The sequence below is a fragment of the Serratia inhibens genome, from assembly GCF_003591175.1.
GTDB lineage: Bacteria > Pseudomonadota > Gammaproteobacteria > Enterobacterales > Enterobacteriaceae > Serratia > Serratia inhibens.
The window spans coordinates 1-25,039 of record NZ_QYYG01000007.1 but is presented as its reverse complement, the minus strand read 5'-3'; the positions used below and the strand labels follow the sequence as shown (position 1 = coordinate 25,039).

The following is a 25,039-nucleotide window of genomic DNA, read 5'->3' as shown; positions in this document are numbered from 1 at the left end:
ATCGAGTCTCCCCTGACCGGTCAGCCAGGGGAGATGAGGTCACGTATTAATGCGCAGGTGTTGACGTATCAGTATCCTCCTTGTCTTCACCCACCGTGAACCGTCGGTTCGCCGACCAGGAGGATGTCTTACCATCGAAGGTCTGTCTTGACGAGATTGAATATGCCCCCACAGGCAATGTAATCAGCGTTGACGACCACAGGCCTCTGGCATCAGCAGTCGTATTCCCCAATATCGTTCCCGGGTTCCCGCTCTTCACAATAACGATCGAGGCCCCCGGCAACGCCGTGCCACGGATTTCCGGTGTTCTTCCTGTGGTTGCATTTGCCTCGGGCGAAACGATCTGAACCGGGTCAACAGGTAGTGACGCAACAGAGAATGGGGTGTTTTCTGACCATGATGACGTTTTACCATCAAAGGTTTGCCGCACCGCAACCGAGAAACTCCCCAGGGGCAACCGTGATGACTTCACCTGCCAAAAACCTTTCGCATCCGCCACCGTTCTGCCAACGATATCGTCTGGGCTGAGGCTATTGGCAATCACCACTTCCGCACCCGGGATGGCCTCCTTTCCTGCAAAAATGGGAAGCGGCGTCGTTTTGGTATTTTTTTCCGGAATATCTATCGTCGGCGCATGTAATTCCAAAGGTACGACAATGAAAGGCTGATTCGTTGACCACCCTGAATGACCGGCTCCCAGGGTTTGCCTTGCCGACACGGAGTAATTCCCCTCCGGCAGCGAGATATCGGATAACACGGCCCACGCCCCATTGCTGCCTGCCTTTGTTGTTGCCAGCACGGTGCTTGAAGAATGACTTTTGACAATGGTGATATCAGCGCCGGGGGCTGCTGTTCCAGAAAATAGCGGCTTATAGGCTACCGGGGCATTTTTTTCAGGGCTGACAATCTTCGGTGCTTCCAGGCCTGATGCACAGTCAGCCAATGCGTCACCCTTCATCGCCACGGAGATGACGGCACCCTGAGAATTGGCACTGCAAACGTATAGCCTGATACCGCTGCTATCCTGCAGTGTTTTCCCGGGGCGCAATTGGGGATGGTTTAATGAGGTATCCTCTGGTGTCGCATTGACCAGCGTGGATTTAACACTCCCACCAATATTTGAGTAACGCACCCAGATGCCACCAATTGTATTATCGTCCTCCTGTTCCCGGTATTCCAAAGTCATATATTGGTTTTGCTGCGGGAGTTTAATGAAATAGAGTTGCGGGCCATCTTTCCCAAGAGAACTCAATCCATAACGTCCTGATGTTGTGATTTCACCCTGGGTCGAATCTGTCAGCCATCCTGCAAACGCGCGCGTGACCGCAGGGTAGGGTAAACGTCCTCCCCCGACAGGATCGCCAGGATCTTTGGTTGCCCTGACGTCACATTTTTCGGGTGTTTCAACCCTGTCCCCTGTCGTCGGGCAATTGATATACATATTGGGATGGTCGATACCAAGGTTGTGACCAAATTCATGCAGCCAGACATGCGAACTGCTCCCTTGGCCAAACAGGACGATATTTTGTCCCGGCATATGCGCTATCGCGCCGCCCTGACATTTGACCGCCACAAACAGGTAGTCATACTCTGAGGGGGTGATACCTTCGGCGCTTGCGGCGCTCTTGGCTCTATTCAGCATGTCGCCCATGGTGCAGGACGACGGTTTTTCACCAAAATCAGGTACCAGCATCCCCCGTCCATTTGGCGTTTTTACCGGCTCCAGCAACAACTGCCCCCGAGAGCTGTCTTTGACGAACGACCGCAATGAACTCGGTGAATCCGAAAATACCTGTTGCCACTGCACATCCGGGTCTGTCGTCGAGCCATCGGCCCACTTCCCAATCACCAGCAAGACCCTTTTGGTCCCGATAACCGGGCGCACAGGCAACTCACCCCTCCCAGCGGTTATTCCGTTATCTGCATCAGCCTGAGCAATAACTTCATCATTCACCGGATTATCGACATTGAGTTCTGTTGCCAATAATTTCAGCGGGCACAGTGATGATGCTATAAAAAGTGCCATCAATTTTCTTTTCATTAGAAACCCTTTTTACGTTTAAGGGAAGCTAACAAAGCTGGGCTAAGTCTGTTAAACATATATTTACCAAAAGGATTATTTTTATCGGAAAAACGATCTTCAAACGTTGGGCGCAGAGTTCCAGGAATAACAGCATTTCTTCTTGTGTCTTCGAATAGCATCATGGAGCCAACATTTGCCTCATCTACACCACCCTTGTTAAATAGTTCGATATATCCGCCACCAATATCAGTTAAAACATAATCGCTATTCGCATCTGCACCGTTATTGTCGATATAGTTACTTATTTTAAATCTTGCTTTAGCTAGTTTCTGCCTCTCTCCAGAAAACATCGTCAAGACCTCCTGATCATTCTTACTTAATGGATGATTTATAATTTTTCCAACCCGTTTATTTAGCATGTCTACTGCAATCGGATTAATTCTCTTACTTGTTTGTGCTAAAGAGTTCAAACTACCAGCGGGTAAATATTCAGCAATTTTATAGAGCATTTCATTAGGTAATTGTTCAATAGGGGAATAGCTAAGGTCTGCTTTAGCTGCCCCCCTCCCGGACAGTCCTGTCGTCTGGATATTCCCCAGGCGCTGCCTCATGCCCTGAGTGCTCCGGAAAAACGCCTGAACTCCCCCAATGCCCATACCCACTACCCCGGTTGCCAGCGACACCCAACCCAGTACCGCCGAGGCCTCCGGGTTCGCAGTCGCCACCGCACCACCGATTATCGCGGTTAGGTCTGCCACCACACCCAGCGCTCCTACCGTCAGCGACAGCGCAGACGCCGACCCCAGCGCCGCCGCCACACCGCCGGCTGCCGCGATGGACGCACCCGCGGTGAAAAGACTCAATCCCAGACCGATGATCCCCAGCACAATCCCCCCAATCCCTTGCCCGCTCATGTGGCCGGTGGGGTCAGTGAAGTTGATCGGGTCGCCGCCGCAATACACGTAGGGGTTGATGCCGCCGGCACCGAACGGGCTCAGGCTGTCCGGGCAATTGAACCGCATCAGCGCCGGGTTGAACGCCCGGTATCCGTTGCCCAGGTGATACGTGCCGCTCACCGGATCGCACCGCTCGCCGTTGAACCCCGGTAATCCGCGCGCCACCTCGCCGCTGCCGTACGGCGACCATCCATGCAGCGTGCCCGTCTCCTGCCCGCTTTCCCGCGACCACAGCAGGCTGTCATGGCCGTCGCCGGCGGTTACCGTCAGGCGCGTCCCCGCGCTGACGCCCAGGCAGGCATGCCCGAGCTTTATCAGGCGGGTATCCTGTTGCGGGACGTCCAGCGCCTCATTGACCAGTTCATCCCCCCGGTAGTACAGCGCCAGACGCTCCCCGTCATTGACCGACTGGCTGGCCAGCCGGTTCAGTGCATCGTAACCGTATTCCCCGCCCGGCAGCCCGGTGCCGCTGACGCTGATCAGCCTTCCCAGGGGGTCGTAACCCAGGGTTCTGCCCGCCTCGTCCCGCGTCATGCGGCCTTCCGCATCGTATTCCAGCACAATCACCGGCGGGTAGCCGTTGTGGGTGTGCGTCACCCGGGTTAACTGGGTCGGGTCCGCCGGGTTCTCGTAATGGCAGGTTGCCCGGTCTTCACTGCCGTCAGCCAGCAGGGTGATGATCGTGGTCAGGTTATTCAGTGCGTCATGGCGGTACGTCTGCCCGGCCAGGGGATGGCCGTAAGCGTCCATCGGGGGGGTATTGCCGCTCACCCGGTAGTCGACCAGCCGATTGCGGGCGTCGTACGCGTACTGCTCGTTTTTCACCACTTCGTCATTCTGGCGGGTGATACGGCGGTCCAGCAGGCTGTTTTCCAGCCAGGTCTGCGCCAGCGTCACTCTGTCGCCCTGACCGTCGTCCAGTGTCCGGGCCACTTCCCGGCCGAAGTCGTCGTAGCCCAGGGTCATCACCAGGGTGGCGGCCGTTGCCGCGTCCGTTACCGTCCGGGTATGGAGACGCCCCAGCGCATCGTAGGTCAGGCTGACGGTCAGCGCGTCATCGGTCAGGGTGACCAGCCGCCCGTGTTCATCCCGTTCATAGACGGTGGTTTTGCCCGTGATATCGGTATACGCCGTCGGCGCACCGGACAAGGTACTGCCGTATCCGGTCTGCCGGGTTCCGTCCCCCCGGGTAAAGCGCTCGGCCTGCAGATGGCCGGCCGGCGTCCAGGTGTTGCCGTTGCGGCTATCGCCTTCATCCGCCTGCAGCAGGTCGCCGGTGGTGCTGTCGTAGGTAAAGGTCTGTGTCACCCCCTCCGCCGTCAGGCTGCTGATGGCATTGCCCAGCGCCGGAATATAGGTGTATTGCAGGACGTTGCCGGACGCTAACCTGACGGTAGCCGGGGATGGCGACGCGCCGTCATACGCATAGTGCGTGGTGCGCCCGCCACTGACCGAGGTCGTCAGCCGGCCGAGCGAGTCAAAGGTCTGGGTCCCCAGCAGCCAGGTCTGCACGTTGCCGTCCGCGTCCGGGCCGGTGACGCTGATGGCCGTAACCTGCGCCTGTGCCAGATGCGGCGCGTAACGGCGGTTGACGGTGCTGCCGTCCGGCAGGGTGCGGGACAGTTCCCGGCCCAGCGCGTCATAGGTAAAGGTGGTGATGTGCCCCCGTTCATCTTCCATGCGGCGCAACAATCCCCGGCCGTCGTGGGCATAGCGCACCGTCCCCTGGACCTGGCCGGCCGCGTCCCGTCGTTCGGTGCGGGTCAGTTGCAGGCTGACCGGGTCAAAGTGGCTCTGGGTCAGGCCGCTGTCGGCGGCCCCCTGAGCGCGGGTATTTCCCCGGCGCTGTTGTGTCTGCGTCAGCCCCACCGGATCCAGCGTCATCACCCTGGTCAGCCCGTCGGACAGGGTCTGTGAGCTGGCAGCCCCCCACACATCGTACCCGGTGTCGCAATCGAGCGTGATGGCGGTGGGGGTGCCGGTGCCGGTGGTCAGCCAGTCGCGGGTCGTTTCCGAGACGGTGTCGCCGATGGCGTTGTAACGGGCGGCATACACCTCATGCATCGCCTGCGTGGCGTCGATATCCCGCAGCCGGCGTCGGATCACCCGCCCGGTACTGTCAAAATGGGTCTCCTGCTGCGCTCCGGTCGGGCCGGTCTCGGTGGTGACCGGGACGTCACCTTCACTGTAGGACCAGAGGGTCGCCTGTTCATACGGTGTTCCCACGGCCTGGGTCCGGCGGCGCAGGCGGCCCAGGCCGTCGTACGCATAGGCCGTGCTCACGCCCAGGGCATCGGTTTCGTCAAACAGGAGACCGGATAACGCGGAAGACGTGCGTTGCGTGACGGCGGTCAGCCCGTCATGACCGGTGAAGGTGACGCTTTGTTGCAGGCGCGTTCCGCTGACCCGGGTGATGAATGCCTGGCGGGACGTGAAGCCGTCGCCCCCCTCTTGCGGGTAATAGGTGTCTTCAATGGCGCGGATGCGCCCCCGCTCCGGGCTGCCCGCCTCGTCATCATAGTCGGTGACCTGCTTGTGCAGCAGCGTGTCGCCGCTGAACGTGGACAGGGAGGTCTGCACCGCACAGTCGGTGTGCCCGAGCGGGGCATAGGTGTAGGTTTCCACCGTGTCCGGCACCGCCAGGCCTGCGTTTTCCGGGTAGCTGGCCGTCTTTTGTTTCAGAAAACGGGCAAAGCCGTTCGGCTCGGCCGGGCAACCGTCGTCACCTTCGGGGGAATACCAGCTCATCGTGGTGACCGTGCCGTCCGCGTCGGTCTGCTGCAACAGGTTCCCCTGTTCATCGAAGGTGGTCAGCGTCACGCGGGCGCGGGATTTCCCGGCGGTGTCGATCAGCGTTTCAGTGATTTCCCGGGGCAGCAGGAACTGGGGCGGTTGCCGGTCAAACGGCTGAAACTCATCGGCGTGATAGCGGGTGGTCCGGGTGGTCACGGCCCCGTCACGGCGGGTTGTTTCCCCGGTCAGGAGATGAAATTTATTGTACGTGCGGACGGTGGCCAGTGCGATATCCGCCCCGGCCAGGGTCTCGGTGGAGGAATAATGGTAATCGCCGGCCAGGCCGTAGTTGAAGTCATTGTCCGGGTCCCAGTCGGCGACGGCACCAAAGCCGAGGTAGTTGGTGTCAGACCAGGTATAGGCCATTTGCAGGGCGGGCTGGCCGCCGCCGGGGTGCCGTTGATAGCTGACGACGGCAGGGAGCGCCGGCAGGCCGGCCTTGTCGGGAAAGCGCATGACCTGGCTCTGATAACGTACCTGCTCCCGCAGCCCGGTCGGGTAGGTGAGCCCGCTGAGCAGGTTCAGCCCGTCCACCGCCTGATAACTGAATGCCCAGGTCAGGGGGCTGTCGTCATGGGCGTAATGGGTCAGGCCGGCGAGATGGAGGTTGGCGAACTGCAGGGACAGGCGCCCCCCCTCATCACTGTCGGGGAAGGTGGTGATGACGGTGGAAATCGTGTCGTAATACTGAAGGGTCAGCAAGGTATGGAACTCGTCTTGCACCTGGGTGAGCCGGGGGACGGGGCCGGTATAGTTCCAGGTGTAGCTGACCGTCCGCCCGGACGGGGAGACGATGCGGACGGGGAACTTATGTGCGACAGACGCATCAGGCCCCGGCAAGACCTCGACGGTGCCGTTTTTCCAGACGACTTCATACGCCGTCGCCGTTTTACGGAAGATGAAGTTGTTGAGTTTTTTTTGCAGGATGAACGGCTGTCCGGCGGTTTCGGTCACCTGGTAGCGCTCACCGGAGGAGAGCGTCAGGGTACCGGTCAGGGTATTGTAGTGGGTCAGGCCAAGGGAAACGCCGTTGCCAAATCCGAAGTTGTCGGTGCTCAGCGGGCTATAGACCAGGGCAATATCAACGGCCGGCCCTAACTGGCGGTTGGCGGCCAGGGACAGGAGGCTGAGGTTGAGGGTAAAGAGGCCGGTACGCGGGTCGACGGCCGCGCTGAGGCCGCCGCTGAAATTACCGGCCTGGGTACTGAAATTGGCAGACATGGTTGTCCTCATGAAACAGGTGAGTGAACGGGGGCTGAATGGCATGTTCAGCCCCGTCATGGCACTGAGAAGTCGCCGTGTTATTTAAGAGATTGAGGGTTTGTCGTAATTCTCATTCTCATCCCACATGATATTTAATCTTCCGGTGTTCCCGTAAATATCCGTCAGTGTCAGAACAACCTTTTCAGGAGCCGATTTCCATTGATAAGGCTTTATCGTCGCGCGTGTAGGTAATTCTGATTCCGGCGTTGATATTTTAATTAATGTAAAATGAGGGTTGGTTTTTTTTTCATCCCCATGATTGAATTCAGGGATATCAATGCGGTAGATATAATCTTCGCTATTTTCATCTCTGGTCTCCTCTGTTTTTGATGAGAAGTAAATCCCCCCTTTTTTTAGTCTAACCAGAGGGCCCGCAAACCAAATGTTTGCCGTTCCATCCAGGAAGTTTTCTTCAGAGTGACCCAGCACCGTACACTGCTGACCATGTATATTATCTAAACAGGAAAATACTTGTTCGACCTCTCCAGTCCAGTTTATATAATTAGTGGAGACATCACTGTTAGTGACGCTGTGCTTGTCATATTCAAACGAATGGAATCTATTGATAGCTGGGTCGGCAGGCAGAATGATAATATTGAGAACTGAAAGCTTACAGAAATCGTCTCGTTTTTCAGGAGATCTATAATTAACTCGGCGAGATTCCCAGGTTAATTCACTGAGTATAACCGTTGGTGAATCTTGCAACGTTTGTATATTGGTCACTAAAGAATAGTCAATGGCAGGCAACACGGCACTGTAGACATAGCTGTTAAACCCGGATGAACCATTTGATGCCGTACTGATGATACGCCCGTCAGCCAGGGTAACCTGAACCGCAACCCGCGTACCCGTTGATTTTGAGGCAGTATTACAGCTGATATAAAAGGTCAGGTTATCTGAATTTTCACTATCCCTGCCATTGAGGCCCACGCTATCGCCGGTAGGCAGTCGTTCAAACTCATTTTCTTTAATCGAGTAATACCAGTCATCGCCTGCGTCGCGGCCCAGGGCCTTGCCGGTGGTATGATCGACAAGTTGAAGATGAGGAAGAATATCATCCAGGGTAATGCTGACTCTCTCTGGGGCACCATTAATCATCCGGAAACCGGAAAACTGGACAACAATCACCGCCTGCTGGGCACCATTTTTATAAACCTGCGTATTACCGCCCCCGGATTCGGTAACCACTTTAAGAATGCTGACGCCTTCAATTAGCGACCATGGGGCCTGTTTCTTATGCGCCACATCAATAACGGCATATCCGGCACGGTGCGCTTTACCCTGCTGGATAGCGCGGACAATCACCAGTTCATCCCCGTTTACCGTTGCCGGTGCGGTGTACTTAACCCGGTAAGTGCTGCCTTCCTGCTCCGGCTGGCTCAGGGTGCCGAGCGCCGGGTAACACGCCCAGTCATTCGGGTCAAAGTCCAGCGTCGCGTCGGCTGACAGCGTCTGCACCGCACCGGGGGCCAGCTCCGTCACAAAAGGCGGGGTGAGCTTAAACTCGGGCAGGGTCTGAGCACTGATCAGTAAAATGTAGGCCTGGCTGGTCTGGCCCTCCGGGGAAGTGGCAGTCACGGTCACATAGGTGTAGCCGAGCGGGTAAGCCTCAAAAGGTGGCATATAAAGGCCGTCACTCGAGATACTGCCGGTCACCCCCGGCGTGCTGGACGTCAGGCTCCAGCTCAGGGTCGTATTCTCTTCGCCCAGCACCATGGCATTGAGTTGCACCGCGAGAGGATTGTCCTCATGCAGGGCAAAGAAGGCAGGTGAAAGCTGCACCGGGGACGATACGACGGTAATATGGGCAGCGACGGTGGCGGTGGCGGTCTTCGCGGTGACCGTGACGCCCAATACCCCGCCATTGATGGTCTCGGGCGCACGGTACAGGCCCGACGCCGAGATAGTCCCGCCATTGGCCGGCGACAGGCTGTAGGTCACACCGCTGCTGGCGTTGGTGGTGAACTGTTGGGACTTTCCGGCGGGCAGAACGGCCTGCAGGGGATCGAGTACCAGGCTGGTCAGGGAAGCGTCAATTTCACCGAAAATGGCCATATCGCCCGGCATATGGGCCGATTTCAGCCGGTTAATGTTGTGCTCCAGGAACAGCACATGGTTGAGCGCAAAGACTTGAATGTCTTTGAATTTCACGTCTTCCATGAGATTGCGAATGACGGGCACAATGGCTGACCGGAGATCTGAGTGAATCTCATTGGCCACTGCTTTCGATGCTGTGAGGTTTTTCCATTCGTCGATAAAATTACTGTCTATCGTCACCTTATTATCAGTGAGGGCGATGCCGACGGTTTCAGCTTTATGATCGAGGACAAATTGATAAACAGTGCCGCCTGCTAACCAAAAATTCAGCCTGGCGCTATGCCAAGCACGGATAATGGTGCCTGTTTGGCCACCTATATTCCAAAAACATGAACCCATTTTCTGCTGGAACGTATTGCCCCCATCAAAGTTAATCGCCAGCTTTTCATTATCGAGTGACAGGGTGGCCCCCCTGAGGGAATAAATAAAATCTTCCGGCACCGGTCTGTCCGGGCGTGTAGCATAATCACCCGACCAGGCGTAATCTGCATCATCGTCAAGAGGACGGCTGCGTACATGCCCGCCGTTGAGGGTTGCGTTATCGGAGGCGCGCAGCGAGAAGGCATCGTCGTCATTGGTGCCGCGGATCAGTTCCCACTGACCGCTGGTCAGCATTTTATCCAGTTCCGGCTTGAAGTAGCATTCGAGCACCAGACGGTTGTTCACCAGTACCGTCGAGGAAGACTCCTGGGGGATCAGCCACGGATATGCATCCGTCGGCAGCGAGCCGCCCGCCGGGTTAACGTTGGTGGCGACAAATAACAGCACCGCGCCATACCCGTCGTCTTCCGCCACCCGGCGGGCGGTTAGCGGGGCCTGCTGCGTGCGGATGATGAATTTTTTCGGGGTGAGGCCGCTCCCGAGGTCTTGTAACGACAGCTGGCCCAACTCGTAGGTCACCGCGTTATTGGCCAGCCACTGCTGGAAGAAGGCGAGCACCTCAGCCGGCGGGTTGTTGATAACATTGATGATGGCGACAGTGCCCTTGCTGAAGTCGATCTGCACCTTGCCCTGTTCATCCACCGAACCCTGTCCGGCGATTAAATCGACGTTCAACGTGAGGCCATACCCCATGCCGGGGCGAATGCGGATATAGCTGTTGACCTGGCCATTGGTGTTGCGTTCTATCACGTTACCGTCAAGGAATTCGAGGGTCGCGACGGCGCGGGAATTCTCTGTGGAGGCATTCACAAATGAAATGCGGGGTGCGGACAGGGTGATATTTTCAAACTGAATGGTATCGCGTTCATTGCTCCAGCTGATGGGAGAAAAATGGACACCTGCGGTGAGTTTACTGATGTATTGCTGTTGAAACAGATGGTTGATTTTGTCGCGGTCATAGGCGACAACCGCATCCCAGCCGAGCGTTTTGGTTTTTCCGCTCAGGGAGGTAATGATATCAGCGGTTGTGGGCATGGGGAGTCGTCCTTATTTTAAAGTAGGTAGACGTTTTTTTTAAAAAAAACGCGGATTGGGAATTTTCCGTCATGGAAAATCTTAAAGATTAAAATTATTTCATATGCATAGAATTGAAAAATGTTGAACGCTTGGCAATCAGTATGGGGGGCGTAGTTTTTCATAAGAATAATTATATTTATATGCCACTGGTTATAGTGATGCAAGGTATTATCTCTCTCGCTCATATCAAAAATTAAATCTTAGCGCACAAAATATGTTTATTCGTCTGATCGTCATCAGCAGAGAAAAAATCAATACTGCAAAAAATAATGATTGAATGTTAATTTATTAACAATGGGAGCTTGTGTTTTTTATTAAAAATAAATAAAAGTGGTGGGCCATCTCCTATTTAAAATATTGTTTGTATGCCGTGGTTTATTGTTTTTTAATTGGCGATAAAAGTAATGAATGGAAGGTTTTGGTATTGATGATACATCGTATCTTCTGCGGTTAACCTCAATTTAAGTCAGGCTGTTCGTGTGTTTAATAATAAGAAGTAACTATCAATGCCACGGGTTTTTATTTTAATGTTAGTTCTTTCTGATGCTTGATTGATATATTTCTGAGTCAGATTTTTCTGTGTTATTCAAGTTGATAATGGATGTTTCTTTCGTGGTGCATCATGTTTTTTAAGGGTTTTTTATTAAATGGATATGAAATTTGGCGATGCGAGCCATAAAGTGCAGGTTAATAACGTGAGGAGGTAAGCTATTGGGTTTTATTTAAGTGTATATAGGCAAGGTGGGTAATAAAATCAAGATATATAGGTAGCATTCATATTGTTTCTTATGAAATAATATCCATACGCATCAATAACTCAGCGGAATAATATGCAATTCAATGTGAGGAAGGATTAAGTCATGCCCCACGCAACTGGCGTAAGTAATACTCCCTGCCAGTAAAATAAAGTGAAATTGATATAATTAAAATGTTAATTATAAGCTTTATTTTTATTTTATTTAAAAGTAAATACTGGGCGGTATAGACTTAAAATAAGTTGGCGTATCCTTCCGTACCATGATTAATTTCATAAGATATTGAATATAAACAATAATTTAATTATGAACATATAGTAACAATAGAGGGTGGACGACCATGAAAATATAAGGCAGTATCGAGATGGTATAAGGTGTTTTGACATGTCTAGCATATCGGGAATAGGGGGGGTAATTTAATTTTAATTATTAAAATAAACAGAAAAAATAAAAACATTGTCATTAATGGTTTATAATAAACAATATTAAATGACAGTGATTTTCTTCAACATGGAGTGATTATGTTCACATCAAAAGCAATGAAGGTATTTATTACGCTGTATCAGGAACGAAGTCTAAAAGCGGCTGCTAATAAACTTTGCCTTACGGTCCCCCCAGTCTCAAGAATGTTAAAGATTGCCGAGGACACTATTGGTGAGCAACTATTTACTATTGAAAGAAATCGTATTACTCCAACTGAGGCAGGAGAGAACCTTTATAATAACTTACATCCAATTTACAATGCATTAACAACCATAACGAAGAAAACGAATGACACATTGTTTCGCTTCTCTTCCCCCCAAATGAATACGATTCTCGTAACTGATATCTTACAAAGATGTTTTGAACACGCGCCGGTGACTTATTCGACCAGGCAGGCTGAATATATCCGTGATGATGATGATGTATTCATTGATTTTCAATCGATCGCAGCCCCTCCAAATTTCTCAAGTGAAGAATATAACTTGACTTTACCTTTAAGCTTCACCTCATCTCTGGTAAAAGATTGGCATGAAAGTATGTTGTTAACCGAACAGCCATTGGCAGAGAATACCAGTTTTAAAGAATCCATGATAAAACTGCGTGAGCAAGGCTTTACCGGAACAATCAGGAAAATAGATAATGTCGCACTTTTGAATAGTGCCTATAGAAAAGGGGAGGGACTGTGTTTTAAATTTCCAAACTCTTTAGAAAGTAACGAGCAAATACTTCCTTTTTCATACAATCTGAAAATTTTTGTTTACATTAATAATGCAAAACTCTGTGATGTTAAAGAAACGGTAATCTCGTCTATTAGAGATGCCTTGTGTCAGCAATGTTGACGAAGAAAAAGTGTGGTAAATAAATTGATTTTAAAGGGCCGCGAATTTCGAGGCCCCAAAGTGATAAGTGATAAGTGATAAGTGATAAGTGATAAGTGATAAGTGATAAGTGATAAGTGATAAGTGATAAGTGATAAGTGATAATATTATTTTTAATTTATAGAATAGTATAGGTGAATATCATATTCCATGTGTATTCTCCTGGTGTATTACAAGAATATGAAAGGCTGATCCCCGGATCAACAGGGCCTTCCAGTAAGGGAACATTGACAGGAGATACGCTGGAGCCATTAATGCTTACCGTCGGTAAAGAGTCATCAGGATTAGTCGTTGCTGACGTAATCGCCCAGGCTACCGAACTTGTTTGATTCACACCATAACCTCGATACGAGATCGAGGAGACTACATCCTTTTTTAAGGTTTGTGTCGGCATGCACTGGCCAAGATCAATTTTGTTTTGCGGAAACTCAATCATGGGCATAGGCACGGTAGCCAGGTCTGCATTAATAATTAATCCTGTGGCCTTAATATTTTTATCTGAAACCGCAACTCCAGAGGGGTGAATCACACAATAAATAGTATGCTTTGCTAAATTTATGCCTTCTCCTCTCAAGACCCCTAACGACCGGGTAGTGGCCACCTGTATCGTTCCAGGAACAAGAGTTTTGTAGGCAAACCACGCATAGTCCCCTATTGTCGTATTAATAGTTCCCGTCGATGCATCTGACTCAGCTTCCGCTCGGTTCTTGGAACAAAAAGTCTGATATGCATTAATCGTTCCCTGGGCTTCTAAAGTCATAGACTCGCTAGATTCGAAGGGGACTCCACCCGGCGTGATAGCAGTTAAAGATACACTGCTCTGTATCCAGGTTACATCTGCAAGTACAGAGAATGGTAGCAGAGCCAAAAGCATCAATATTTTCATTTTACCCTTTTACTGAAAAATTATTTATAATCGATCGTCATAGTCACCGTGGATTGAAAATTACCCGCAGTTACTGTGTCGCCGAGACCTACATACGAAGCTCGCATTTTTAGCGTATTATCTTCGCTGGGGTTAATGGCGTAGGTTTTAGGTGTTGAACCATCGGGTTTAAATTTATCTGTTCCTGTTTGAGTCTGATAAAAATAAAGACCAACCCCTGATGAGGGATCATTCTGGCTGGTGTTTTTAAAAGCAAAGTCATCGCTACCGCCATCCTTTGTTCCCGTCACCGTGATGAGAACTTCTTTTACAGCAGCGCCACAATCTTTTAAAACGATATCAATATCTTTCTCGCCACCGACTGTACCTACCCCTTTAATATCTCTGTCGGATATATCAGGTAATATTGGGCTTAGTGTCGAGGCGGCCTTATCGAGAGTGCAAGTATTAGCCAATACTTTCCCCGTTACAGTAATGGATGCGGAATCCGTGGCGGCAACCCCGACACCAGGTAACAAGCCTAACGTCGCCAAAAAAAATGTATATTTAGCACGAAAAATTTTTCTATTTGACATAGTAACCTCTTAATATTTATTAAAAATACACATGCGAAACTTTACTGGCAGTCGCCATTGATTTTTACAACTGTTTGATTCTTCATCTGCGCTGTGAAACGATAATTAAGCGAACACTGTCTGCTTTTCCCGCCCCCCCATTCGGCCCGAATTATTCCCTCATCTTGCATACCGGATAAGTATACTTGCCCATTATCCCCCACAATTCCACCGCGCTCTCCGGCAGTAACTAATGTGCCAAAAGGTAGTGGGCTACCTTTATAATTCAGAGAAAAAATTACGCGATAACCGGAGTGTCCTTTGAAAGATGCGCGAACAATGGCACCGCGCGTTGGAACCACTCGGCTTACTGACGTTTCTATGTCGGTAAAGTCGTCCAAAGAGGTAGGATCCAGTGCTACCCGATTTTCATGATAGGCTGACGCATAAGGTTTGATAGCATAGCCTCGTGAATCCGTACTGACGCCTGCTTCATTCTCTACCGACACGGCGGCAAGACCGGGGGCAGCAACGAGCACACTGGTGTCCCCGAGTGGTTGACCCAGTGTCAGTCCATCACTGTGAAGAATGGCGCCACCGGCAAAACCGTAGTTTGTCTGCCGATAAGTGCTGCTGTAACTGTATCCCAAACTGGCGTTGCCATTGCCCCCCTTATAATTCAGTCCCAGGGCACCGTTATTGCCACCTTTCTTTGTATATCCCTGGGAAATATTCCAATCCATGTTGTTGGCTTCTAGTGCTGTGCCATTAAATCCTGTCTGATGCGATATCGTCCCATCACTGTCTTTACTTGCATTATAAGTGGCATATATGGTGCGGCGGTTCTTATCTGAGAACAATGAATCAAGTGGAACCGACATGGAAAGAAAAACTGAACGGTCAGCTACGGGTTGTTCACTTGTTTTATTATAACTGTAGGAAAGACTATAATTTACACGACCTACTGAGCCAGTTACCCCAGCCTGTAATGAATTATTGATGCCAGTAGTATTCCAGTATGTTTGACGAACACCAGAAAAGTAAACTGATCCCATATTCCCTATTTGCTGTGAAATGCTGGCTTGCAGCTTTGCACGTCGACTATTATTCAAATTGTAGTAATCAGAATTGGGTAATTTAATCGGCATACCTTCCGCGTCAACGGTATCCGCATCATAGCGCCAACCGTTCATTTTCTTAAGTGCGGTTTCGTCCAGGGAGTGAAAGCCTTGTGTGGAATATCGGTATCCAGAAACTTGAAATGTTGTACCTAACGAGTTCAATGTACGCGCATATAAAAAACGCAAGGATAGCCCTTGATGCTGGCTTCCGTCAGCAAGAGTACTGCTTGCCTTGGTCACATCTGCTGAAAGTGCTCCAAGAACCCCGAGATTAAAACCTCCCCCAAGCAGACCAGAGAGATAGTTCTCCGCGAGCTGCATGCCTCCATAAACTGTAATGTTATTAGGAAGGCCCAGCACCAGTGTCCCTTGCATAAATTTAGGATGATTGTACCGATCACTTCCAGCCTGATAGCGCCCAGCCGTGAGGGAATATTTAAGCTGCCCTTCGCGTTGAAGAACGGGCAGGGACGAAAAAGGTACTGTGTACGCCTGTGTACTGCCATCAGCCTCAACAACCAAGACTTCCAGATCGCCACTACTGCCGACTGGATAAAGATCATTGATAATGAATGCACCTGGAGACACGAAAGTTTGATAGACCGTATAGCCATTTTGTTTGATGGTTACACGGGCATTCGTGCGGGCTGTTCCACGGACTACGGGAGCAAATCCTCTCATGCTGTCAGGATACATATTCTCATCAGTTGCGATCTGTACGCCTCTGAATCCCAGAGAATCAAATACATCGCTATTAGTGCTGCCATCTCCAACCATAAGCTCACTACGCAATGGAGTGATAATGCGTTCGGCGTAAGATTGAGTATGTTGCCATTTGCGATAGCTATAGTATTTACTGTCATATTCATTGAAATTTCGAAAGTCGCGTATACGCCACGCCCCAATGTTCAATCCGCTATTTAAATTAATGTAATTACTACGGCTGTTGCCATAGATCCCATTACTTGAATTACCACTAAAGCTATAGTTCAATATTGCTGCATTAATGCCACTATCCCAACGCTCGGATGAAATTGAGCCACGGGCGCTGCTCAACATGGCTGCCTGAGGTATACTGATATTAAGGCGCATTCGCTCGAAATCAAAAAACGTAAATGCATCAGGAATATACTCTCCAGGGGAAATGCACTTTTCATTATTTTCGGTAGTTGGCAACAGAAATTTGTTGATATTGACCCCCAAACTTTCTAAATCACTGGGCATCAAACAGGCGATAAGGCCGGTGTCATCCCTAATATCATCAACATTTTTTGACACCTTATTCTCCGCAATAGAGAAATTTAGGCTGCGGCTGGTTATATATTCTTCGTTTACATAAATATCTACCTGATAGTTTCCAGGTAACTGGGTCCCTGACTTCTCGAAACGGGAGAGATCGGCAACCATTTGTGGATCAGCGGAAATCAAGGCTGGTGCGAAATACAATTCAGCATGTGCCTGCGTAAAAACCAAACATGTCAATGCTGCTGTAACAGAAAAAAACGACCCTGGAGAGATCTTTATTATTCTAAATTGATGATTTCCTTGTTTTTTTAATGTCCACATAATTTTGCTTATTTATTAAATAAATTCTCAATTCGGAGAGCAGGTTATTTCAGTTTTTTCATTTGTTCTGGTGTTACGGCGCCAAAATCATTAATGGTTCTAAAAGTAATCACATCGCCTACTGCCGCCAATTGAGATAATGAAACACTGCCCTTAGGTGAAACCATCGTATCAGGCAACTTATGACCACCAACTTTGATCTGGGCAAGGGTAATATAGTATGGAGTTGGATTGACAATTTTCACCTGGCCACTACCGTAATGGAAAGAAAGTTCAGCCGGTGCTTTCTCCACAGATGGAGTAAGTCCATCAGGACGGACAAACAGCTTGACTCGAGTTACCGCAGCAAGCATCAGTACATTCTTTCCTTCCGTTTCTTTTTTATCTAAAGAGGGAATAGCCTTACTGTTAAAATAATAGAGTGACTCTCGATCTTTCATGACCGGTTGTCCGACATACATCAAGCGCAGAGTGTTGTCATGACCAGGCCCGCTGACATATAGAGGAGGAGTAACTATAAAGTCTTCCGTTTTTTTTCCATCAACACTCTCAACCCAAGACTGAACCAAGAAGCTTGACTGGTCAGATGTGTTTCTTACGGCCATGTTAATCTGCTTAGCGTCAGCAGGATAAATAATGCGGGTGCCGCCAAGTGTTATCCCGCCAGCCATTGCTGTAGATGAGGCCAGGTATGTAGTCGATAAGAAAATGAAAAATATATATTTTAAAATCGCGTAATGTCGCAAGGGAAATCCTTAGAAGGTTATTTTAGTAATAAATGGTACGTACAGCAAAACCAATCCTGCACTGCACATACCATTTTTAATAAAAGTATTATTCGTAGGTTACACGGAAGCTAACTGTTGAATTTGCCGTACCGGCTACCGCACCATCTGCAGTTGCTACATAGGTAGCACCAAATGGAATTTCATTATTTCCTGAAATAAGGCTTGCCGCTCCAGTTGCAGTTGAACCATCTATTTTAATAGGTTTGCTATTCTGTAAAATTTGAATGCCGACATTTTTGGCCAAATTTTCACCTGAACCTGAAGTGTTCAACGCTAAGGTTGAATCATCCCCGATAGTTGAACCATTAAAAGTAATGGAAGCTTTCGTGTAATTTACTACTTCCTCTCCTTCAGCAACTTCTGCTGTCAGGTCACAACCAGTCAGCTTGATGGTAAAGGGAACAACTGAACTGGTATCGCCTTTGCTTACCAATTTATTAGTCGCTACCTGACCGAGCATTACGCTTTTCCCGTTATGATCGACGTCCACCGCACAAGGTGCATTTACGACAGACCCTGTAAAGTTAATATTCCCACCGTCGACGGTGATTGTCTCTGGCACTGCTGCAACAGATGAAAAAGCACTAACTGCAAGCACTGGAAGTAACAACAATGAGTATGTCTTAAATTTATTCAAAATAGCCTCTTAAATATAAATGCAAAAAAATAAAAATTTATTCGCTGTGGTTGAATTGCTGTCTGTGTTGAAAATGGTGTGGCCGGGAGTTCCCTTTGGTGAAAAAATAACTTAGATCAGACATTAAGTAGCTTCTACTTATGAATCAGTATGAGTCAGATTCAATAATCTCATCAGTAAGCAATAAACACACAAAAGGTATTACGCTAGCCACGAGACAAATGATACAGCCATTGAACCACATGATTAAATTGTGTTTATTTGTAACACTAAGATAGTTTTATAAACTTAATTTATCGATAAAAACAGGTTTATATTCTGACATTGGATAAATACAAAGATATTTACAGATTGTTATACTTAGCGAATAATAATTGATTCACAGTCACTAAAAAATACCAACCAAAGATTTAGGGTACATGGTTACAATATGTAGCTTAGAGCCGTGGTTAGCATAACCCCTTCTTTCTGCCAGAAGCAGTGCAGATCCAAGAGATTCAATATGAAGTATATTATTAACAATGTTATTATTTTCACGCTTGCGATACGAACGCTATCTCTTCTTAATGATGATCGAAAGTCAATAGTGATATCCAAGCCTGCAAGCCGATTATTGATGGAGTTAATTAAAAACAATACGACCGTGATAGCCAGACAAGACTTGCTGAAGAATGTATGGGAGGACTATGGGTTTAAGGGCTCTAACCACAATTTAAATGGTGCTGTCAGTGAGCTTAGAAAGTGTTTGGAAGCTCTGTCACTCGATCCCGGCATAATAAAGACAATACCTAAAGTAGGTTTTGTAATGACTGCTGAAATCATGCCGACTATTTCTGGTGATACGTCACAAAAGTTAGAGGCCGAGACCGAGACCGAGACCGAGACCGAGACCGAGACCGAGACCGAGGGGAATGAAGTAAATGCGGAGTTAAAATCGAAAAAAAATGACAAAAAAAAACACTATGCATTTATCATTTTAGTAATAGTGTTATTGCTTGGCGTTACGGCTTACCTGTCAGGAATGAATTCGAAAGCATCATCACTACAAAGTGTAATGCCACTTCATTTGTATACATTCGAGAATTGTAATGTTCTCTCGTTGGATGACAGGCGCATATATTCTAATAACGATTTAATTTCCCTGGCAAAGCATGATTTAGCTAATGCGAATATTGATTGTTCCATAACAAAAAAAGATATATTTTACATGAAGACGATAAGTCAAGATAAATTATATCCTTCAACATTTATTGCTGTGTGTAATGTTTCTTTTAGCGGTACACACAGTCATTGTCAAAATATAAAAAAAATCAACAGGAATTAATGATGAAAAAAATTTTGTTTTTCATGGTGTCCTTGGTATTTGTCATTTTGTTGGGGTTTAATAAAAAAAATCCATCCATTATAATTGGCTGCACCGCTGAATTTACAATGATGAAAAATATTGGTGTTAATGAGTTAAAAAATAAACTAAATTACAATATGAATGTTAACCTGTTTTTTTATGATAACAATAAGGGGTTTGCCTTATTTTCAGGAGTGGCTGATTTTTCAGGGCAGCGCTACCTTATAAATAGAGAGGTAAGGTTCTCTTATACTGATTTAGATAATGATGGCTTGCATACATTAAAATACACGAAGATAGTAAAAGGCCATAGCGATACAACTACCGAAGATTTGTGGGCTAATATATTAGATGTTAGCCGTAACTTATATATATCACTAAATCAATTGCCTGGGGATCTTTACCTAATAAAATCTCTGCAAACTCCTGAATTTGTTTGCAATAAAACTTAATTATATTTCCATCCGCAGTAACATATTGGCTATAAATTTCCAACCAGCGGAGCTGCTGTCGGTCGAGTATGGGAAGCAAGCTATTGGTGATATTCAAGGCTTTAATCATATTTTGTGCATTAAGATTTAATTTTTGATATGAGCGTGAGAGATAATACCTTGCATCGCCATGGTCAGTGGAATATAAATATGATTATTCTTATGAAAATCTACGGTGACAATTCACTGATTTAAAAGCGGTCAACCCATTTCAATTATATGCATGTGAAATGATTTTAATTGTGATTTTTAAGATTTACCTGGCAGGGAATTCACAATCCGCGTTTGTAAAAAACAGCTACCCACTTTAAAGTAAGGACGACTCCCCATGCTCACAGCCGCTGATATCATTACTTCCCTGAGCGGGAAAACCAAAACGCTCGGCTGGGATGCGGTTGTCGCCTATGACCGCGACAAAATCAACCATCTGTTTCAACAGCAATACATCAGTAAACTCGCTGCAGGTGTCCATTTTGCTCCCATCAGTTGGAGCAATGAACGCAACACCATTCAGTTTGAAAACATCACCCTGTCCGCACCCCGTATTTCATTTGTGAATGCCTCCACGGAAAGTTCCCGCGCCGTCGCGACCCTCGAATTCCTTGACGGTAACGTGATAGAACGCAATCCCGACGGCCAGGTCAACAGCTATATCCGCATTCGTCCCGGCATGGGGTACGGCCTCACGTTGAACGTCGATTTAATCGCCGGACAGGGTTCGGTGAATGAGCAGGGCAGGGTACAGATCGACTTCAGCGAGGGCACTGTCGCCATCATCAATGTTATCAACAACCCGCCGGCTGAGGTGCTCGCCTTCTTCCAGCAGTGGCTGGCCAATAACGCGGTAACCTACGAGCTGGGCCAACTGTCATTGCAAGAACTCGGGAGCGGCCTCACCCCGAAAAAATTCGTCATCCGCACGCAGCAGGCCCCGCTAACTGCCCGCCGGGTGGCGGAAGACGACGGGTACGGCGCGGTGCTGTTATTTGTCGCCACCAACGTTAACCCGGCGGGCGGCTCGCTGCCGACGGATGCATATCCGTGGCTGATCCCCCTGGAGTCTTCCTCGACGATACTGGTGAACAACCGTCTGGTGCTCGAACGCTACCTCAAGCTGGAACTGGATAAAATGCTGACCAGCGGTCAGTGGGAACTGATCCGCGGCACCAATGACGACGACGCCTTCTCGCTGCGCGCCTCCGCTAACGCAACCCTCAACGGTGGGTTTATCCAGTCCGTCCCTCTGGATAGTGGCGCAAATTACGCCTGGTCGGGTAATTATGCTACACGCCCGAACAGACCCGTGCCGGAGGATTTTATTTATTCCCTCAGGGGGGCCACCCTGTCACTCGATAATGAAAGGCTGGCGATTAACTTCGATGGAGGCAAGACGTTCCAGCAGAACATGGCTTCATGTTTTTGGACAATAGGTGGCCAAACAGGCACCTCGGTCCGTACCTGGCATCGGGCCAAGCTGACGTTTTGGTCAACAGGCAGCACTGTTTATCAACTTGTCCTCGATCATAAAGCTGAAACCGTCGGCATCGCCCTCACTGATAATAAGGTGACGATAGGCAGTAATTTTATCGAGGTATGGAAGAACTTCATAGAAACGAAAGCAGTGGCCAATGAGGTTCACTCAGAGCTCCGGTCAGCCATTGTCCTCATCGTTCGCAATCTGATGGAAAACGTGAAGTTCAAAGACATTGAAGTCTTTGCGCTCAACCATGTGCTGTTCCCGGAACACAACATTAACCGGCTGAAATCGGCCCATATGCCGGGCGATATGGTCATTTTCGGTGAAATTGACCCCTCCCTGATCAGTCTGGTGCTTGCTCCCCAGCAAACCGTCCTGCCCGTCGGAAAGTCCCAGCAGTTCACCACCAATGTCAGCAGCCGTGTGACCTACAGCCTGTCGCCGGCCAATGGCGGGACTATCTCGGCGTCGGGCCTGTACCGTGCGCCCGAGACCATCAACGGCGGAGTACTGAGCGTGACGATCAACGCGAGGACCGCAAACGCCACCGCCACTGCCCATATTACCGTCGTATCGTCCCCGGTGCAGCTTTCACCCGCCTTCTTTGCCCTGCATGAGGGCGATCCCCACGCGGTGCAGCTCAATACCATGGTGCTGGGCGACGAGAATACGACCCTAAACTGGAGCCTGACGTCCAGCACGCCGGGGGTGACCGGCATTATCTCGAGTGACGGCCTTTATATGCCACCTTTTGAGGCTTACCCGCTCGGCTACACCTATGTGACCGTGACTGCCACCTCCCCGGAGGGCCAGACCAGCCAGGCCTACATTTTACTGATCAGTGCTCAGACCCAGCCCGAGTTCAACATCGCCCCGCCTTTTGTGGCGGGCCTGGCCCCCGGCGCGGTGCAGACGCTGTCAGCCGACGCGACGCTGGACTTTGACCCGAATGACTGGGCGTGTTACCCGGCGCTCGGCACCCTGAGCCAGCCGGAGCAGGAAGGCAGCACCTACCGGGTTAAGTACACCGCACCGGCAACGGTCAAAGGGGATGAACTGGTGATTGTCCGCGCTATCCAGCAGGGTAAAGCGCACCGTGCCGGATATGCCGTTATCGATGTGGCGAACAAGCTTAAATAACGCGGTTACTTCACAGTGATATGACGGGTGCTGAACATGCCATTCAGCATCCCTTCACTTGCGTACTTATTGAGGACGATCATATCTGCCAATTTCAGTACTCAGCCCGCTAATTAAAAAACAGCTACCCACTTTAAAATAAGGACGACTCTATGCCCACAACCGCTGATATCATTGCTTCCCTGAGCGGAAAAACCAAAACGCTCGGCTGGGATGCGGTTGTCGCCTATGACCGCGACAAAATCAACCATCTGTTTCAACAGCAATACATCAGTAAACTCGCCGCAGGTGTCCATTTTTCTCCCATCAGCTGGAGCAATGAACGCAACACCATTCAGTTTGAAAACATCACCCTGTCCGCACCCCGTATTTCATTTGTGAATGCCTCCACGGAAAGTTCCCGCGCCGTCGCGATCCTCGAATTCCTTGACGGTAACGTGATAGAACGCAATCCCGACGGCCAGGTCAACAGCTATATCCGCATTCGCCCCGGCATGGGGTATGGCCTCACGTTGAACGTCGATTTAATCGCCGGACAGGGCTCGGTGGATGAACAGGGCAAGGTGCAGATCGACTTCAGCAAGGGCACTGTCGCCATCATCAATGTTATCAACAACCCGCCGGCTGAGGTGCTCGCCTTCTTCCAGCAGTGGCTGGCCAATAACGCGGTGACCTACGAGTTGGGCCAGCTGTCGTTACAAGACCTCGGGAGCGGCCTCACCCCGAAAAAATTCATCATCCGCACGCAGCAGGCCCCGCTAACCGCCCGCCGGGTGGCGGAAGACGACGGGTATGGCGCGGTGCTGTTATTTGTCGCCACCAACGTTAACCCGGCGGGCGGCTCGCTGCCGACGGATGCATATCCGTGGCTGATCCCCCAGGAGTCTTCCTCGACGGTACTGGTGAACAACCGTCTGGTGCTCGAATGCTACCTCAAGCCGGAACTGGATAAAATGCTGACCAGCGGTCAGTGGGAACTGATCCGCGGCACCAATGACGACGATGCCTTCTCGCTGCGCGCCTCCGCTAACGCGACCCTTAACGGTGGGTTTGTCCAGTCCGTTCCTCTGTTGGACGAGGTCAATTACGCCTGGTCGGGTGATTACGATGTGCCTCCGTACAGACCCGCGCCGGAAGATTTTATTTATTCCCTCAGGGGGGCCACCCTGTCACTCGATAATGAAAAGCTGGCGATTAACTTCGATGGGGGCAATACGTTCCAGCAGAAAATGGGGGCATGTTTTTGGAGTATAGGTAGCGAAGGCACTATTGCCCATATTTATCATCGGGCCAGGCTGAATTTTTGGTTAGCAGGCGGCACTGTTTATCAATTTGTCCTCGATCATAAAGCTGAAACCATCGGCATCGCCCTCACTGATAATAAGGTGACGATAGACAGTAATTTTATCGACGAATGGAAAAATCTCGCGGCATCGAGAGATATAGCCAGGGAGATTCACTCAGCTCTCCGGTCAGCCATTGTGCCCGTCATTCGCAATCTCATGGAAGACGTAAAATTCAAAGACATTGAAGTCTTTGCGCTCAACCATGTACTGTTCCCGGAGCACAACATTAACCGGCTGAAATCGGCCCATATGCCGGGCGATATGGCCATTTTCGGTGAAATTGACGCTTCCCTGACCAGCCTGGTACTCGATCCCCTGCAGGCCGTTCTGCCCGCCGGAAAGTCCCAACAGTTCACCACCAATGCCAGCAGCGGTGTGACCTACAGCCTGTCGCCGGCCAATGGCGGGACTATCTCGGCGTCGGGCCTGTACCGTGCGCCCGAGACCATCAATGGCGGGGTATTGGGCGTGACGATCACCGCGAAGACCGCCACCGCCACCGCCGCTGCCCATATTACCGTCGTATCGTCCCCGGTGCAGATCTCACCCGCCTTCTTTGCCCTGCATGAGGACAATCCTCTCGCGGTGCAACTCAATGCCATGGTGCTGGGCGAAGAGAATACGACCCTGAGCTGGAGCCTGACGTCCAGCACACCGGGGGTGACCGGCATTATCTCGAGTGACGGCCTTTATATGCCACCTTTTGAGGCTTACCCGCTCGGCTACACCTATGTGACCGTGACCGCCACTTCCCCGGAGGGCCAGACCAGCCAGGCCTACATTTTACTGATCAGTGCTCAGACCCAGCCCGAGTTTAAGCTCACCCCGCCTTTTGTGACGGAGCTGGCCCCCGGTGCGGTGCAGACGCTGTCAGCCGACGCGACGCTGGACTTTGACCCGAATGACTGGGCGTGTTACCCGGCGCTCGGCACCCTGAGCCAGCCGGAGCAGGAAGGCAGCACCTACCGGGTTAAGTACACCG

At 49.8% G+C, this 25,039-nt stretch carries 13 protein-coding genes; 5 read left to right on the top strand and 8 right to left on the bottom strand.

Features of this window, described 5'->3' with window-relative positions:
- Window positions 1-46: 46 nt before the first annotated feature.
- From D4100_RS18970 to D4100_RS18960, 3 genes are all read right to left on the bottom strand, one after another.
- Window positions 47-2,041, bottom strand: coding sequence for an Ig-like domain-containing protein (locus D4100_RS18970; RefSeq protein ID WP_119805015.1), 1,995 nt, complete (start codon window positions 2,039-2,041; stop codon window positions 47-49).
- On the bottom strand, window positions 2,041-6,993 hold the full coding sequence (locus D4100_RS18965) for an RHS repeat-associated core domain-containing protein (RefSeq protein ID WP_158586347.1): 4,953 nt from the start codon (window positions 6,991-6,993) through the stop codon (window positions 2,041-2,043). The genes D4100_RS18970 and D4100_RS18965 overlap by 1 nt, the downstream gene beginning before the upstream one ends.
- 84 nt (window positions 6,994-7,077) lie before the next feature.
- A complete protein-coding gene (locus D4100_RS18960; protein ID WP_119805013.1) occupies window positions 7,078-10,548 on the bottom strand; it encodes a hypothetical protein in 3,471 nt (1,156 codons plus the stop codon).
- A gap of 1,318 nt (window positions 10,549-11,866) precedes the next feature.
- Between D4100_RS18960 and D4100_RS18950 the strand changes: the two genes are divergently transcribed.
- A complete protein-coding gene (locus D4100_RS18950) occupies window positions 11,867-12,667 on the top strand; it encodes a helix-turn-helix domain-containing protein (RefSeq protein WP_119805011.1) in 801 nt (266 codons plus the stop codon).
- 157 nt (window positions 12,668-12,824) lie between these two features.
- Here D4100_RS18950 and D4100_RS25620 read toward each other — a convergent pair whose 3' ends face one another.
- The 5 genes from D4100_RS25620 to D4100_RS18930 all read right to left on the bottom strand — a co-directional run bounded on the left by D4100_RS25620 (window position 12,825) and on the right by D4100_RS18930 (window position 18,258).
- Complete coding sequence (locus D4100_RS25620) at window positions 12,825-13,592, bottom strand: hypothetical protein (protein ID WP_147417760.1); 768 nt, start codon at window positions 13,590-13,592, stop codon at window positions 12,825-12,827.
- 20 nt (window positions 13,593-13,612) lie between these two features.
- Complete coding sequence (locus tag D4100_RS18945; protein WP_119805010.1) at window positions 13,613-14,167, bottom strand: fimbrial protein; 555 nt, start codon at window positions 14,165-14,167, stop codon at window positions 13,613-13,615.
- A 41-nt stretch (window positions 14,168-14,208) separates the two neighbouring features.
- Window positions 14,209-16,833: a fimbria/pilus outer membrane usher protein gene (locus D4100_RS18940; RefSeq protein ID WP_119805009.1), complete on the bottom strand. Its 2,625-nt coding sequence runs from the start codon at window positions 16,831-16,833 to the stop codon at window positions 14,209-14,211.
- A gap of 44 nt (window positions 16,834-16,877) precedes the next feature.
- On the bottom strand, window positions 16,878-17,579 hold the full coding sequence (locus tag D4100_RS18935; RefSeq protein ID WP_237141083.1) for a fimbria/pilus periplasmic chaperone: 702 nt from the start codon (window positions 17,577-17,579) through the stop codon (window positions 16,878-16,880).
- Window positions 17,580-17,667: 88 nt separating this feature from the next.
- Window positions 17,668-18,258: a fimbrial protein gene (locus D4100_RS18930; RefSeq protein WP_071919928.1), complete on the bottom strand. Its 591-nt coding sequence runs from the start codon at window positions 18,256-18,258 to the stop codon at window positions 17,668-17,670.
- A gap of 502 nt (window positions 18,259-18,760) precedes the next feature.
- Here D4100_RS18930 and D4100_RS18925 point away from each other — a divergent pair.
- From D4100_RS18925 to D4100_RS18910, 4 genes are all read left to right on the top strand, one after another.
- Complete coding sequence (locus D4100_RS18925) at window positions 18,761-19,582, top strand: winged helix-turn-helix domain-containing protein (RefSeq protein ID WP_119805008.1); 822 nt, start codon at window positions 18,761-18,763, stop codon at window positions 19,580-19,582.
- Window positions 19,583-19,584: 2 nt separating this feature from the next.
- Complete coding sequence (locus tag D4100_RS18920; RefSeq protein ID WP_158586346.1) at window positions 19,585-20,055, top strand: hypothetical protein; 471 nt, start codon at window positions 19,585-19,587, stop codon at window positions 20,053-20,055.
- Window positions 20,056-20,422: 367 nt separating this feature from the next.
- Entirely contained in the window at window positions 20,423-22,711 is a 2,289-nt protein-coding gene (locus D4100_RS18915; protein WP_119805006.1) for a hypothetical protein, read from the top strand.
- Window positions 22,712-22,863: 152 nt separating this feature from the next.
- Window positions 22,864-25,039 (top strand): hypothetical protein (locus D4100_RS18910; RefSeq protein ID WP_147417759.1); only part of this gene is annotated, 2,176 nt, incomplete at its 3' end.